The 13114-nt window shown below is 70.9% G+C and carries 15 protein-coding genes; 9 read left to right on the top strand and 6 right to left on the bottom strand.

The window, feature by feature from the left end; translation table 11 throughout:
* The first annotated feature begins 23 nt into the window (after window positions 1-23).
* The 7 genes from LL648_RS18640 (at window position 24) to LL648_RS18610 (ending at window position 7043) form a co-directional block, all read left to right on the top strand.
* Complete coding sequence (locus tag LL648_RS18640) at window positions 24-2240, top strand: NADP-dependent isocitrate dehydrogenase (RefSeq protein WP_232663859.1); 2217 nt, start codon at window positions 24-26, stop codon at window positions 2238-2240.
* 106 nt (window positions 2241-2346) lie between these two features.
* Window positions 2347-3132: an ABC transporter permease gene (locus tag LL648_RS18635; protein WP_232663858.1), complete on the top strand. Its 786-nt coding sequence runs from the start codon at window positions 2347-2349 to the stop codon at window positions 3130-3132.
* On the top strand, window positions 3125-3922 hold the full coding sequence (locus tag LL648_RS18630; protein ID WP_232663857.1) for an ABC transporter permease: 798 nt from the start codon (window positions 3125-3127) through the stop codon (window positions 3920-3922). The genes LL648_RS18635 and LL648_RS18630 overlap by 8 nt, the downstream gene beginning before the upstream one ends.
* Complete coding sequence (locus LL648_RS18625; RefSeq protein ID WP_232663856.1) at window positions 3919-4488, top strand: hypothetical protein; 570 nt, start codon at window positions 3919-3921, stop codon at window positions 4486-4488. The genes LL648_RS18630 and LL648_RS18625 overlap by 4 nt, the downstream gene beginning before the upstream one ends.
* Before the next feature lie 110 nt (window positions 4489-4598).
* Window positions 4599-5306, top strand: coding sequence for an ABC transporter permease (locus LL648_RS18620; protein WP_232663855.1), 708 nt, complete (start codon window positions 4599-4601; stop codon window positions 5304-5306).
* Window positions 5299-6096 (top strand): ABC transporter permease, encoded by a 798-nt coding sequence (locus tag LL648_RS18615; RefSeq protein WP_232663854.1) that lies wholly within the window; start codon window positions 5299-5301, stop codon window positions 6094-6096. The genes LL648_RS18620 and LL648_RS18615 overlap by 8 nt, the downstream gene beginning before the upstream one ends.
* Complete coding sequence (locus LL648_RS18610) at window positions 6093-7043, top strand: ABC transporter ATP-binding protein (protein WP_232663853.1); 951 nt, start codon at window positions 6093-6095, stop codon at window positions 7041-7043. Before LL648_RS18615 ends, LL648_RS18610 begins: the two co-directional genes overlap by 4 nt.
* A 292-nt stretch (window positions 7044-7335) precedes the next feature.
* Here the strand turns inward: LL648_RS18610 and LL648_RS18605 are convergent, their stop codons facing one another.
* The 6 genes from LL648_RS18605 to LL648_RS18580 form a co-directional block, all read right to left on the bottom strand.
* The gene (locus tag LL648_RS18605; RefSeq protein WP_232663852.1) at window positions 7336-8655 is read right to left on the bottom strand and encodes a DUF2252 domain-containing protein; all 1320 of its coding nucleotides are present in this window, start codon (window positions 8653-8655) and stop codon (window positions 7336-7338) included.
* Window positions 8652-9224 (bottom strand): carboxymuconolactone decarboxylase family protein, encoded by a 573-nt coding sequence (locus tag LL648_RS18600; RefSeq protein ID WP_232663851.1) that lies wholly within the window; start codon window positions 9222-9224, stop codon window positions 8652-8654. Before LL648_RS18600 ends, LL648_RS18605 begins: the two co-directional genes overlap by 4 nt.
* A gap of 10 nt (window positions 9225-9234) precedes the next feature.
* On the bottom strand, window positions 9235-9525 hold the full coding sequence (locus LL648_RS18595) for a DUF3017 domain-containing protein (protein ID WP_232663850.1): 291 nt from the start codon (window positions 9523-9525) through the stop codon (window positions 9235-9237).
* A gap of 34 nt (window positions 9526-9559) precedes the next feature.
* The gene (locus LL648_RS18590) at window positions 9560-10414 is read right to left on the bottom strand and encodes a bifunctional methylenetetrahydrofolate dehydrogenase/methenyltetrahydrofolate cyclohydrolase (protein WP_232663849.1); all 855 of its coding nucleotides are present in this window, start codon (window positions 10412-10414) and stop codon (window positions 9560-9562) included.
* Window positions 10415-10562: 148 nt separating this feature from the next.
* The gene (locus LL648_RS18585) at window positions 10563-11162 is read right to left on the bottom strand and encodes a pentapeptide repeat-containing protein (RefSeq protein ID WP_374112069.1); all 600 of its coding nucleotides are present in this window, start codon (window positions 11160-11162) and stop codon (window positions 10563-10565) included.
* A gap of 12 nt (window positions 11163-11174) precedes the next feature.
* On the bottom strand, window positions 11175-11561 hold the full coding sequence (locus LL648_RS18580; protein WP_232663848.1) for a nuclear transport factor 2 family protein: 387 nt from the start codon (window positions 11559-11561) through the stop codon (window positions 11175-11177).
* 60 nt (window positions 11562-11621) lie between these two features.
* Between LL648_RS18580 and LL648_RS18575 the strand changes: the two genes are divergently transcribed.
* Window positions 11622-12242, top strand: a complete 621-nt coding sequence (locus LL648_RS18575; protein ID WP_232663847.1) for a TetR/AcrR family transcriptional regulator — start codon at window positions 11622-11624, stop codon at window positions 12240-12242.
* Complete coding sequence (locus tag LL648_RS18570) at window positions 12239-13066, top strand: hypothetical protein (RefSeq protein ID WP_232663846.1); 828 nt, start codon at window positions 12239-12241, stop codon at window positions 13064-13066. The genes LL648_RS18575 and LL648_RS18570 overlap by 4 nt, the downstream gene beginning before the upstream one ends.
* Window positions 13067-13114 lie beyond the last annotated feature (48 nt).

Genomic DNA, 13114 nt, shown 5'->3' with positions numbered 1-13114 from the left:
CCAGAGGCAGGGCCGAAGCAGCGATGAAGGTCATCTACACCTACACCGACGAGGCGCCCGCGCTCGCGACGCACTCGTTCCTGCCGATCATCGAGGCGTTCGCCGGCAAGGCGGGTGTCGATGTGGAGACCCGCGACATCTCGCTCGCCGGGCGCATCCTGGCGCAGTTCCCCGAGCTGCTGACCGACGGGCAGCGGGTGGCCGACGCCCTCGCCGAGCTGGCCGAGCTGGCCAAGACGCCCGAAGCCAACATCATCAAGCTGCCCAACATCAGCGCGTCGATCCCGCAGCTCAAGGCGGCGATCAAGGAGCTGCAGGGCGCCGGGTACGCCGTGCCGGACTACCCGGAGGACCCGCAGACCGACGCCGAGCGCGCGGCGCGGGCCGCCTACGACGCCGTCAAGGGCTCCGCGGTCAACCCGGCCCTGCGCGAGGGCAACTCCGACCGGCGCGCACCCGCCTCGGTCAAGGGCTACGCCAAGGCGCACCCGCACTCGATGGGCGCGTGGTCGACCGATTCGGCTTCCCACGTCTCCACGATGGACGACGGCGACTTCCGCCACTCCGAGATGTCGTTCACCGCCGACGCCGACACGCAGCTGCGCATCGAGCACGTCGCGGCCGACGGCACGGTCACCGTGCTCAAGGACCAGCTGAAGGTGCTCGGCGGTGAGGTCGTCGACGCCGCCGTCATGCGCAAGGGCGCGCTCGACGCCTTCCTCGCCGAGCAGGTCGCCGACGCCGCCGCGAAGGGTGTGCTGTTCTCGGTGCACCTGAAGGCGACGATGATGAAGGTCTCCGACCCGATCATCTTCGGGCACGCGGTGAAGCAGTACTTCGCCGGCGTGTTCGCCGAGTTCGGCGCCGACCTCGCCGCCGTCGACGCCGACCCGAACGACGGGCTCGCCAGCGTCCTGTCCGCGCTGGAGAAGCTGCCCGTAGAGAAGCGCGAGGCCATCGAGAAGGCCATCGCCGCCACCTACGAGAGCGGCCCCTCGCTCGCGATGGTCGACTCCGACCGCGGCATCACGAACCTGCACGTGCCCAGCGACGTGATCATCGACGCCTCGATGCCGGCGGCGATCCGCTCGTCGGGGCAGATGTGGAACAGCAAGGGCGAGCTGCAGGACACGAAGTACGTCGTCCCCGACTCGTCGTACGCGGCGCTCTACGCCGAGACGGTCGCGTTCTGCCGCGAGCACGGCGCGTTCGACCCGGCCACCATGGGCACCACGCCCAACGTCGGGCTGATGGCGCAGAAGGCCGAGGAGTACGGCAGCCACGACAAGACGTTCGAGATCGCCGCGGCCGGCACCGTCCGGGTCGTCGACTCGGACGGCACGGTGCGGCTCTCGCACGACGTCGCCGCGGGCGACATCTGGCGGGCCTGCCAGACCAAGGACGCCCCGATCCGCAACTGGGTGCAGCTGGCCGTCTCGCGCGCCCGGGCCACCGGCTGGCCGGCGGTGTTCTGGCTGGACGAGACCCGCGCGCACGACGCCGAGCTGATCAAGAAGGTGCGCGCGTACCTCGCGGAGGAGGACACCGAGGGCCTCACCATCGAGGTGCTCCCCGTCGCCGAGGCCACCCGCTACACGCTGGCCAGGGCGAAGGCCGGCGAGGACACGATCTCCGTCACCGGGAACGTGCTGCGCGACTACCTCACCGACCTGTTCCCCATCCTCGAGCTGGGCACCAGCGCGAAGATGCTCTCGATCGTCCCGCTGATGAACGGCGGCGGCCTGTTCGAGACCGGCGCGGGTGGTTCGGCGCCCAAGCACGTGCAGCAGCTGGTCAAGGAGAACCACCTGCGGTGGGACTCCCTCGGCGAGTTCCTCGCGCTGGCCGTCTCGCTCGAGTTCCTCGCCGGCAAGGAGGGCGCCGACCCGCGCGCCGCGCTGCTGGGCAAGGCGCTCGACGACGCCACCGGGAAGCTGCTGGAGAACGGGAAGTCGCCGTCGCGGCGCGCCGGGGAGCTCGACAACCGCGGCAGCCACTTCTACCTGGCCCTGTACTGGGCGCAGGCGCTGGCCGCGCAGACCGACGACGCCGAGCTCGCGAAGACCTTCGGCCCGCTTGCGGAGCGGCTGGAGGCCGAGGAGGCGACGATCGTCGGCGAGCTCAACGGCGTCCAGGGCCAGCCGGTCGACCTCGGCGGCTACTACTTCGTCGACAAGGCGAAGGCCGACGCCGCCATGCGCCCCAGCGCGACGTTCAACGCGGCGCTCGCGGAGTTCTGACACCCGACACGCCGTAGAACTTCCCCACCGTTTTGTGCACTTGCGCGCTCTGTGGGCGCGCAAATACACAAAACGGTGGGGAAGTTCGTGTGTAGGGTGAACAGTCGTGTTCAGGCCCTACCCCCAACTCGTCAGGGCGGGGTTCCGGCGGTACGCGACCTACCGGCAGGCCATGCTCGCCGGGCTGTTCACCAACATCCTCTTCGGGCTGCTGCGGGCGGCCGTGCTGGCCGCTGTGCTGGCCGGGCGCGGCACCGTCGGCGGCTACGACCTGGCCACCGCGCTCACCTACGTATGGGTCGGGCAGGGGCTGCTGGTCGCCGTGCTGATCTGGGGCGACCAGGAGCTTTCGCGACGCATCCGCAGTGGTGACGTCGTCATCGACCTCGGCCGGCCGTGGGACCTGCAGGCCGCGATGCTGGCGGCCGACCTCGGCCGGGCCGGCGTCGCGGTGCTGCTCCGGCTGCTGCCACCGGTGGCCTTCGGCGCGATCTTCTTCCCGTTCCGTTTCCCGGAGCACGCCCACACCTGGCTGCTGTTCGCGGTGTCGCTCGTGCTCGCTGTCGTGGTGAGCTTCGGGATCCGGTTCCTGCTCAACCTCAGTGCCTTCTGGATGCTCGAGGCCCGTGGCCTGATCGCGATGTGGGGCATCGCCGCCGGTGTGCTGAGCGGTCTGGTCGTGCCGATCGCCTGGTACCCGGCGTGGGCGCAGGCGGCGCTGTGGTGGACGCCGTTCCCCGCGCTCTTCCAGAGCCCGATCGACGTGTTCACCGAACGGGGCGACGCGCTCGCCGTGCTCGGCCACCAGGTGGCCTGGCTGGTCGTGCTGTGCGCCGTGGGGCGGCTCGTGCTCGCGCGCGGCGCCCGGAGGCTGGTGGTGCAGGGTGGCTGAGACCGTCTACCCCCGGATCATCGCCTCGCGGGTGCGCGGCCAGCTGGCCTATCCCTGGTCGTTCGCGCTGGACGTCGCGGCGCAGGTGATCGGGCAGGCGTTCGAGCTGGTGACGATCGTGGTCATCTTCACGCAGGTCACGACGCTGGGCGGGTTCACCGCGAGCGAGGTCGTGCTGATCTACGGGCTGGCCGCGACCGCGTTCGCGCTCACCGACCTCGCCGTCGGGCAGGTCGAGGAGCTGCCGACGTTCATCCGCACCGGCGAGCTCGACGTGATGCTGTTGCGCCCGTTGCGTGCTCTGCCGCAGCTGCTCACCGCGGACATCGCGCTGAAACGGCTCGGCCGGGTGGTCGTCGGGGTTGCCGCGCTCGGCTACGCGCTCGCGAGCAACAACATCGTGTGGAGCCCGGTGACCGTGCTCGTCGCGATCACCGCCCCGCTGCTCGGCGCGGTGATCCTCGGCTCGATCTGGGTCGCGGCCAACGCACTGTCGTTCTGGTTGATTGACTCCAGCGAGGTCGCTCGGGGCATCACCTACGGCTCCGGCTTCGCCACCTCGTACCCGATCACCGTCTTCGGGCCGTGGCTGCGCAGGATCCTCTGCTTCGCCGTGCCATCCGCGTTCATCGCCTACTTCCCCGCGCTCGCGCTGCTGGGCCGGCCCGACCCGCTGGGCCTGCCCGAGCTGCTGCGCTACAGCGCGCCGCCGGTCGCGCTGCTCTGCATCGCCGCCGCCGCGCTGGTGTGGCGCAGCGGGATCCGCCGCTACCAGAGCACGGGGTCATGATGACGTCGCAGATCCCCGACGAGGTGCTCTTCGAGCAGGAGTGGTTCGTGGTGACCGCGGTCGACGGCACGGGCCTGTTCGCTCCGGCCGAGCACGGCCTCGAACCGGAGTGCTTCAGCACCGCCTGCTATCGCGGCCACGTCTGCCGGTACGCCGTCGTCGACGGGCGGTTGGAGCTGCACGACCTGGAACTGGGGTCGGAGCAGGCGCCGCCGCGGCTCGGTGGCCGGCCACCGGTGGCCATCGAGCCGTGGCAATGGCACTACGAAGGGCTGGCCGTCCCCACGGCGTTCACCGGACGGCTGCTGATCGGCAACGGCGATCCCGACGAACTGCCGTACCTGCACATGGGGTTCCGACCGGCCTGGATGTTCGCCGAGGTCCGCGAGCTCACCTTCGAGGCCGGCGCGCTGCAGGCAGCCGCCGATCGCTCCGCTGAGCTCGCGCGGGTGCGGACGGACGTCGCCCCAACGGCGGCCCGGCCGGCACCCGGTGAGCCGACCGAGGAATGGATCTCCCGCACGTTCTCCCTCACGTTCGAGTACGCCTGGCCCGGGCGGTCTTAAACCGGTTGCGCGCGCCCGTAACGTGGATAGACGTGTCTGCTCCCTATCCCCAGTTGGTCAGAGCAGGTTTCCGACGATATGCAAGCTACCGGCAGGCGGCCTTCGCGGGTTTGACCGCCAACGTCGTCTTCGGCTTCCTCCGCGCGGCGGTCCTCGTCGCCGTGCTCGCGCAGCAGGGCACCGTCGCCGGCTACGACATCCCCACCGCAGTCACCTACGTCTGGCTCGGGCAGGGCCTGCTCTCGGTCGTCCAGCTCTGGCCGGAGCTGGAGTTCTCCAAGCGCATCCGCAGCGGTGACGTCGTGATCGACCTCGGCCGCCCGTGGGACCTCACCGCCGCGATGCTGGCCACCGACCTGGGCCGGGCCGGGCACGCCATGGTCGTGCGGTTCATCCCGCCGATGCTGCTCGGGATCGTGTTCTTCCCCTTCCGCTGGCCGCAGCGGCCGGTGACGTGGCTGCTGTTCCTCGTCTCCATCGTGCTGGCCGTCGTCGTGAGCTTCACGATCAGGTTCATGCTGAGCGCGACGGCGTTCTGGATGCTCGACGCGCACGGCGTGCTCTCGGTGTGGGGAGCGGTGAGCGGGATCGTGGTCGGGCTCATCGTGCCGCTGGCGTGGTTTCCGCAATGGGCGCAGGCCGTGCTCGCGTGGACGCCGTTCCCGGCGATCATGCAGAGCCCGATCGACGTCTTCACCGAGCGCGGCGACGTGGTCGCGCTGCTCGGCCACGCCGCGATCTGGTCGGTGTTGCTCTTCGCCGCGTGCAAGCTGATGCTGCGCGCCGGCGCCAAGAAGCTGGTGGTGCAAGGTGGCTGACCGCGTCTACCAGCGCATCGTGGCCTCGCGCCTGCGCGGGCGGCTCGCCTACCCGACGTCGTTCGTCCTCGACGTGCTCGGGCAGGCGATCGGTCAGATGATCGAGCTGATCGTGATCCTCGTGCTGTTCACGACCGTCAGCTCGCTCGGCGGGTTCCGGCCCGACGAGGTGATGTTGATCTACGGGATGGCGTCGATCGCGTTCGGGCTCGCGCACGTGACGGCCGGGCAGGTGGAGCAGCTGCCCGAGTACATCCGCACCGGCGAGTTCGACGTCATGCTGCTGCGCCCGCTCAACACGCTCGCGCAGGTGCTGACGGCCGACGTCGAGCTGCGCAGGCTCGGGCGGCTGCTCGTGGGGGCGTGCGTGATGGCCTGGGCGGTCGGGCACGTGGACGTCGAGTGGACGCCGCTGCACGTGCTCATCGCGGTGCTCGCCCCGATCTTCGGCGCGCTGATCCTCGGCTCGATCTGGGTGGCCACCAACGCGATCTCGTTCTGGCTGGTCGACGCGAGGGAGTTCGCGAACGCGTTCACCTACGGCTCGAACTTCTCCACCGCCTACCCGATCACGATGTTCGGCCCGTGGCTGCGCGGTTTCATGTGCTTCGCAGTGCCCAGCGCGTTCGTCGCGTACTTCCCGACGCTCGCGCTGCTCGACCGGCCCGACCCCCTCGGGCTGCCGGAGGCGCTCCGCTACGCCTCTCCACTCGCCGCTGCGGCCGCGATCCTCGTGGCCGGGTTGATCTGGCGCAGCGGGATCCGCCACTACCAGGGAACAGGATCATGATCATCGAGACCGACGGCCTGCGCCGTGACTTCCTCGTCGGCACGCGCCTGCGCCGCAGGCGGGTCGTGGCCGTCCGCGACGTGACGCTGAACGTCGCGCCGGGTGAGGCGGTCGGGTTCCTCGGCCCCAACGGCGCGGGGAAGTCGACCACGATCAAGATGCTCACCGGTGTGCTCGTCCCGACCTCCGGATCGGCGTCGGTGTGCGGGCTCGACCCGGTGCGCGAGCGGCGTGAGCTGGGCAAGCGGATCGGCGTCGTCTTCGGGCAGCGCAGCCAGCTGTGGTGGGACCTGCCGCTGGAGGAGAGCTTCGACCTGCACGGCGCCATCCACAAGGTGCCGGCGGCGCGCTACGAGGAGCGGCTCGAGGAGTGCGTCGAGCTGCTGGACATGACCTCGTTCCTGCGCACGCCGGTGCGCCAGCTCTCGCTCGGGCAGCGGATGCGCGGCGAGGTGACCGCCGCGCTGCTGCACTCCCCCGAGCTGCTGGTGCTCGACGAGCCGACGATCGGGCTCGACCTCGCCAGCAAGGAGCGGCTGCGCTCCTTCCTCTCGGCGGTCAACGCGCGCGGCGAGGTCACGCTGCTGCTCACCACGCACGACCTGCCCGACGTCGAGCGGCTCTGCAGGCGGGTCGTCGTGATCGACCACGGCCGGGTGCTCGTCGACGACGAGCTCTCGACGCTGCGGCGGCGCTTCGCCGGCAACCGGACGCTCGTCGTCGAGCTGACCGCACCCGCGGAGGCGCTCGCCGGCCTCACCGGTGTCGTCGACGTGCAGGTCGAGGCGCAGGGCATGCGGCAACGGCTGGCGTTCGGCGCCGGCACGTCGGCCGCCGAGCTGATCGCCGAGGTCGCGCGGCGGGTCGAGCTGCGCGACGTGACGGTCGACGAGCCGTCGATCGAGGACCTCGTCCGGACCCTGTACGCGAGCTCGCGGCCGGCGTAGGTGGGTCAGGAAGTCCGCCACGGCCTTCGGGTGCCACGAGGGACGTGAATCCGTGCTGGCCGGGGCCCGGGCAACCGGGAGGTGCTCGTGCACAGGTTGGTGCCTCCGTGCACGAGTTCCAACCTGTGCACCGGGAGGCGAACCTGTGCACGAGCGACCCCGTGGCCGGCACGGGGTGCGGTGGCTGGCCGGGGGTGCGCACGTGAGGGCAGCAAAGCCACTTTCCGGCCCTCACAGGGCAGGAAAGTGGCTTTCCTGCCCTCCCCGAGCCGCCGGCGCTACTCCGCGGCCGCTACTCCGAGGCGGTCGCCGCCACCCCGGGGATCGCGCCGTTGCGGAACGCCTCGACGAAGAGCGCGTGGTCGGTGCGCACCTGCGCGGCGTAGGTGTGCGCGAAGTCCGTCACCCACGCCACGAACTCGTCGTCGCGGCCGCCGATGACGGCCGTGATCGCCTCCTCCGTCTGGAAGGGGACGAGTGAGTGGTCGGCATCGGCGTCGGCGACGCAGTGCACCTTCGCGGTCGCGCGGCCGAGGTTCTCGACGACGGGTGCGATCTGAGCCGGCTCGGTCAGCTCCGTCCAGTCGAGGTCCGCCTCGTACGGCGACACCTCGGCGACCACGTACCCGACGCCGTCGAGGTCGGTCCAGCCGAGCAGCCGCGGCGCGTGCGCCTGCAGCGCTCGCTGCGAGATCACCGTGCGGTGCCCGTGGTGGTGGAACTGCGCGGCGATCGCAGGGTCGGTCACGACCCTCGTCGGAGCCGCGACGTTGCCCTGCTTCATGGAGAGCACGACGTCGTTGTCGAGCGCTTCGTTGAACCCCTCGATCAGCACGGTGTACGCGGGCAACCCGGCGCTGCCGATGCCGAACCCGGAACGCCCCGCGATGTCCTTCACGGTGTAGGTGACACCGCGGTAGCGCTTGGACTCGGGGATCGACTCGATGTAGCGCTCGAACGCGTCGAGCACCTTCGCCCGCTCGTCGTCCTCCAGCCTGCGCAGCCCCGGCACGTCGCGCAGCACCCGGTCGAAGCCCTCGGTCTCGGTGATCTCGTCGAGCAGGCCGACCCGCGTGCGCAGCCGCGCGCCCTGCAGCACCTGGTGGATCACGCCGTCGGTCGTGCCCAGGCGCAGCGAGAAGCTGCGGTCGTCGGACTGCTCGACGAACCAGCGCACCTGGTCGATGTAGGCGCGGACGTACCGCTCGACGAGCAGCGAGATGTCGTCGTCGGAGATCGCCTTGCGCCAACCGAGGAGCGCGAGGCTGGCGGCGAACCGCTGGACGTCCCACGTGAAGTGCCCGACGTACGCCTCGTCGAAGTCGTTCACGTCGAAGATCAGCACGCCGTCGCCGTCCATGTACGTGCCGAAGTTCTCGGCGTGCAGGTCGCCCTGGATCCACACGCGGCTCGTGCGCTCGTCCGCCCACGGGTCCTCGCGGTCGGCGACGTCGGCGTAGAAGAGGCATGCGCTGCCGCGGTAGAACGCGAACGGGTCGGCCGCCATCTTCCGGAACTTCGTCCGGAACGCGGCCGGATTGGCGGTCATCAGGTCGGAGAACGCCTCTACCAGCGTGTCCACGATCTGCCGGGAGCGTGCCTCATCGGTCATGCACCCGATGGTGCACCGAACTCGACCTTCACGGCACCTGCCGGCGGCGCAACCCTCAACACGCGCATCTGCACGGCGAGCAACCCGTAGTAGCCGACGAGGGTGATCAGCTCGACGACGCCGGCCTCGCCCAGCGCCACGACCGCCTGCTCCCACGTGCCGTCGGTGAGGTCGCCGCTCGCGATCAGCTCGGCGGCCGCGAACGCAGCCGCGGCCTCGACGTGGTCGGTGAGCGACACGGATCCGCCGGTGCGGATGGCGTCGAGCACAGCCGGGTCGACGCCGAGCGCCTCGGCGATCGGCGCATGGGCGTACCACTCGAAGGCGCTGCGATGGTGCGCCGCCACCTGCAGGATCACGATCTCCCGGACCCTGTCGGTGAGCACGCCCTCGTACCGCAGCGCGGCTCCGAGCCCGGCCAGCGCGGCACCGGATCGCGGCGCGCGAAGCATGCCGTCGAACGGGCCGGGGAGCGTGTCCCCCTCCAGATCACGGCTCGCGCCGATGCTCGTGAACAGCGCAAGCTGCTCGGGATCGAGATCGGCGCGGCGGAGAGCGGTGAGTCGCACCCACCGGACGTTACGTGGCGAGCTGCAACCCGCGCGTGATCGTCACCGCCAGCACGATCATCATCACCCCGAACCCGCTGTAGCAGAGCACGTCGATCGCCTTGCTGCGGATCGCGAGCAACCCGACCCGGTCGTCGGGCAGCACCATCCGCAGCACCGCGGCCACCAGCATCGCGCCACCGATCAACGCCGCACCCTCGCGCCAGTGCTGCATGAGCACACGCACCAACCCGCTCGCGACGATCACCGCCACCAACGCGATCGGCACGTTCACCGGCAACCGGGAACGGAAATCGGCCATGCTCACCCCGTGAGACTCCGTTCGGTGTCGATGCTCACTCCAACAAGCTCCGTTCGGCAGCTTCCACCACGTTCGTCAAGAGCATCCCGCGGGTCATCGGGCCCACACCGCCCGGCATCGGAGCGAGCAGGCCGGCGACCTCCGCGACCTCCGGCGAGACGTCACCGACCAGCCCCAGCTCGGTGCGCGTCACACCGACGTCGAGCACCGCGGCACCGGGCCGCACCATGTCGGCCGTGATCAGCCCCTGCACCCCGGCCGCGGCGATCACCACGTCCGCCCGGGACACCTCGGCCGCGAGGTCCTTCGTCCCGGTGTGGCACAACGTCACGGTCGCGTTCTCGCTGCGCCGCGTCAGCAGCAGGCCGAGCGGCCGGCCGACCGTCACCCCACGCCCGACGACCGTCACGCGAGCACCCGCGAGCTCGACGCCGTAGCGAGCGCAGAGCTCGACGATCCCGCGCGGCGTGCACGGCAGAGGCGCCGGCTCACCCAGCACGAGCCGCCCCAGGTTGACCGGGTGCAGCCCGTCGGCGTCCTTCGCGGGATCGACCCGCTCCAACGCGGCACCCGCATCCAACCCGCGCGGCAGCGGCAACTGGACGATGTAACCGGTGCAGGTCGGATCGGCGTTCAGCTCGTCGATCACCCGCTCGACGTCGGCCTGCGACGCGTCGGCCGGCAGCTCGCGCTGGATCGACGTGATCCCCACCTTCGCGCAGTCGCGGTGCTTCCCGCGCACGTAGGAGTGCGAACCGGGGTCGTCGCCCACCAGCACCGTGCCGAGCCCGGGCGTCACACCCGCGGCCTTCAGCTTCTCCACCCGACCGGAGAGGTCGCCGAGGATCTCGTTCAGCGTCGCCTTGCCGTCCATCACCGTCGCCGTCACGGTGCCCATACTCGCAGGCGACCCGCTGGCCACGACCCGGCCCCGCGGTGAGGGGCCGCCCGTGCACAGGTTGATGGCCTCGTGCACAAGTTGGAACCTGTGCACCGGGTTGCCAACCTGTGCACGACCACCCTGCAGGTGCCCGGCGTCAGGCCACCGTGAGCCCGTGCGCCGCTGCGAACGCCAACGCCTGTTCCGGGTCGACGGTGGCGCCCGCCATCCGCGCCTGCACCAGCCCGTTCGGGTCGATCCGGGCGCCGCGCAGGTCGGCGCGCTCCAGCTTGGCGCCCTGCAGGCGCGCGCCCGTGAGGTCGGCCCTGCGCAGATCGACACCACGCAGGTCCGCCTCGACGAGGTTGGCCTCGCGGAGGCGCAGCCCGGAGAGGTCGGTGTCGCGAAGGTTCGCGCGGCCGAGGCCGGCGAGCGTGAGGTCGCACTCGGTCAGGACGATCGGGCGCAGCCCGCAGTCGATGAGGCTGGTGCCCAGCAGCGAGCAGCTGTGCAACGTCGAACCGCCCAGCGTCGCGTTGCGGATCGTGCAGCTGCGGAAGGCCGTGCCGCGGTGGCTGGAGCGGCCGAGGTCGACACCGCTGAGGTCGCAGTCCTCGAACGTGCACGCGTCGGTGACGAGGTTGCGCAGGTCGGCGTCACGGAAGTCGCAGCGGACGAAGCGGCGACGCACCCACGGCCCGTCTCCCGCCGTCACGTCCGAGAGATCGAGGCCGAGGTACTCGCTGTCGTCGTCCACACCACATCTCTATCACTCGGCCGAGGCCCGGTTCGTGCGGGTGATCTGGTCGATGTGGCACAGCCGCCCGTCCGGTGCGAGCCGGCCGAAGAAGTGGACGTCGATGGTCAGCGGGGCGCCTTTCCGCATCTGCGCGTGCACCGTGAACCGTGCGGCGACCCGGTCGCCATCGGCCACCGTGTCGTGCACCTCGATGCGGACGCTGCGCGCGTTCTTGCGCACCGGCCGCGCGTGCGCGATCAGCCGCGGCCGGTCCATGAGCATGCCGTCGTTGACCCATTCCAGGTCGGGGGTGTGGTAGCGGTCGAGCACCTCGGCCGGGTCGTCGTCGCTGAACGCCATCTCCTCGGGGTAGCTGACGAGGTATCCGGCGAGGTCCTGGCCTGGTCGTGGCCCCATGACATCTCCAAACTTTGACAGTACTGTCAAAGTTAACCGTTGCCGCTAACCTTGACAAGCATGTCCAGGAACAGGCGCCGCGCCGACGCAGAACGCAACGCCGCCGCGATACTCGATGCGGCGGCCGACGTGCTCGGCCAAGCACCCGACGCCGGGGTGGAGCAGGTCGCGGCGGCCGCCGGGGTGAGCCGGCAGACCGTCTACGCCCACTTCCCCACCCGCGAGGCCCTGCTCGCCGCCGTGATGAGGCGGATCACCGAGGAGACGATGACCGCCTTGGCGGCGGCCGAGCTGGACGACGGTCCCGCCACCGCCGCACTGGTGCGGCTACTGGAAACCGGGTGGCAGTCTTTCGATCGCTATCCGCTGCTGCTCAGCCCGGCGGCAACCACCATGAGCGCCACCGAGTCCGACGAGCTGCACGAGCCGGTCTTCGACCTTCTGCTCCGGCTGATCCGACGCGGGCAGTCGAGCGGCGAGTTCGATCCCGACGCCTCACCCGAGTGGCTGCTCGCCGCAACCGCCGCCCTCGGCCACGCGGCCGGCGCCGAGGTTGCGGCGGGGCGGATGCCGGCGGACGAGGCATCGGCCGCGGTCCGCAGGAGCGTGCTGCGCCTCTTCGAGCGAGAGCGGGCCGGAAGAACTACCGGGAGGGCCGACCCGGCAGCATCCGCCCGGTGACGTCGAACAGCGTGCCGTGGCCACCGATGATCTGGATCGGGGGCGCGCCGGGAGCGGGCAAATCGACGCTCGCGTGGAAGATCAGCAGGGCGTACGACCTGCCGCTGCACCCGGTGGATCTCTGGGCCTACGACCACGCCGGACGTCTGCCGCCCACGGCCGGGCTCGACGACGAGCTGGCCGCGGGTGCGACGCGGGCGGCCGACAGCTTCGAGGCCGATGCCGCTCGACGGCTCGCGCTCGTCGTCGAGGATGTCCGCGCCCGGGAGCTGGGCGCCGTCCCGGCTCTCGTGGAGGGGCCACAGCTGCTGCCGACGTTCAGCGGCGAACTCCCGACCGGCCGCGGGGTGTGGCTGGTACCCGACCCCGCCCAGACCCGCAACGCCCGCGCGGAACGCCTGGCCGCGGTGCCGGTCGACGCCGACCGCGCTCGGCTGGCCGCGCTGCTGGGCCGCGACGCCGTGCTGGCCGATCGCACGAGGACGCAGGCGCTGGCCGCTGGGCAGCCGGTCGTCGACGTGCCGGCGTCGCCGGACTGGACCGCCATCGGCACCGCTGTGGAGGCGCCGCTCGGCCCAGCGTTGCGCACCTCTCCGCGGTTGGACGCCGGGCCGTCGCTCAGCACGCAGCGCCGGTTCGAGAACGGGGTCGCCAGCCGGCAGGGTCAGCTGTGGAGTGCCGCCGTGGGCCTGCCGGACGCGCCGACCTTCCCGTTCGCGTGCGAATGCGGCCGCACCCGCTGCGCCGCCGTCGGGCCCGTGACGGCGGTGGAGTACGACACGTACGCCGCGGGCGGACCCTTCGTCGTCCACGAGCACCTCTGACGCCGGCTCCGCACCCATGATCCCGGAGGGCAGGAAAGCCACTTTCCT

Source organism: Pseudonocardia sp. TRM90224 (genome assembly GCF_021245725.1).
In the GTDB taxonomy this organism is placed as follows: Bacteria; Actinomycetota; Actinomycetes; order Mycobacteriales; family Pseudonocardiaceae; genus Pseudonocardia.
This window is presented reverse-complemented; position numbering and strand designations above follow the sequence as displayed.

What these genes read in the sequence shown, in the direction of transcription:
- LL648_RS18595 (WP_232663850.1), bottom strand. Translation starts at nt 9,525, where the DNA reads ATGGCCGATTTCCGTTCCCGGTTGCCGGTGAACGTGCCGATCGCGTTG.
- LL648_RS18610 (WP_232663853.1), top strand. Translation starts at nt 6,093, where the DNA reads ATGATCATCGAGACCGACGGCCTGCGCCGTGACTTCCTCGTCGGCACG.
- LL648_RS18575 (WP_232663847.1), top strand. Translation starts at nt 11,622, where the DNA reads ATGTCCAGGAACAGGCGCCGCGCCGACGCAGAACGCAACGCCGCCGCG.
- LL648_RS18605 (WP_232663852.1), bottom strand. Translation starts at nt 8,655, where the DNA reads ATGACCGATGAGGCACGCTCCCGGCAGATCGTGGACACGCTGGTAGAG.
- LL648_RS18625 (WP_232663856.1), top strand. Translation starts at nt 3,919, where the DNA reads ATGATGACGTCGCAGATCCCCGACGAGGTGCTCTTCGAGCAGGAGTGG.
- LL648_RS18580 (WP_232663848.1), bottom strand. Translation starts at nt 11,561, where the DNA reads ATGGGGCCACGACCAGGCCAGGACCTCGCCGGATACCTCGTCAGCTAC.
- LL648_RS18640 (WP_232663859.1), top strand. Translation starts at nt 24, where the DNA reads ATGAAGGTCATCTACACCTACACCGACGAGGCGCCCGCGCTCGCGACG.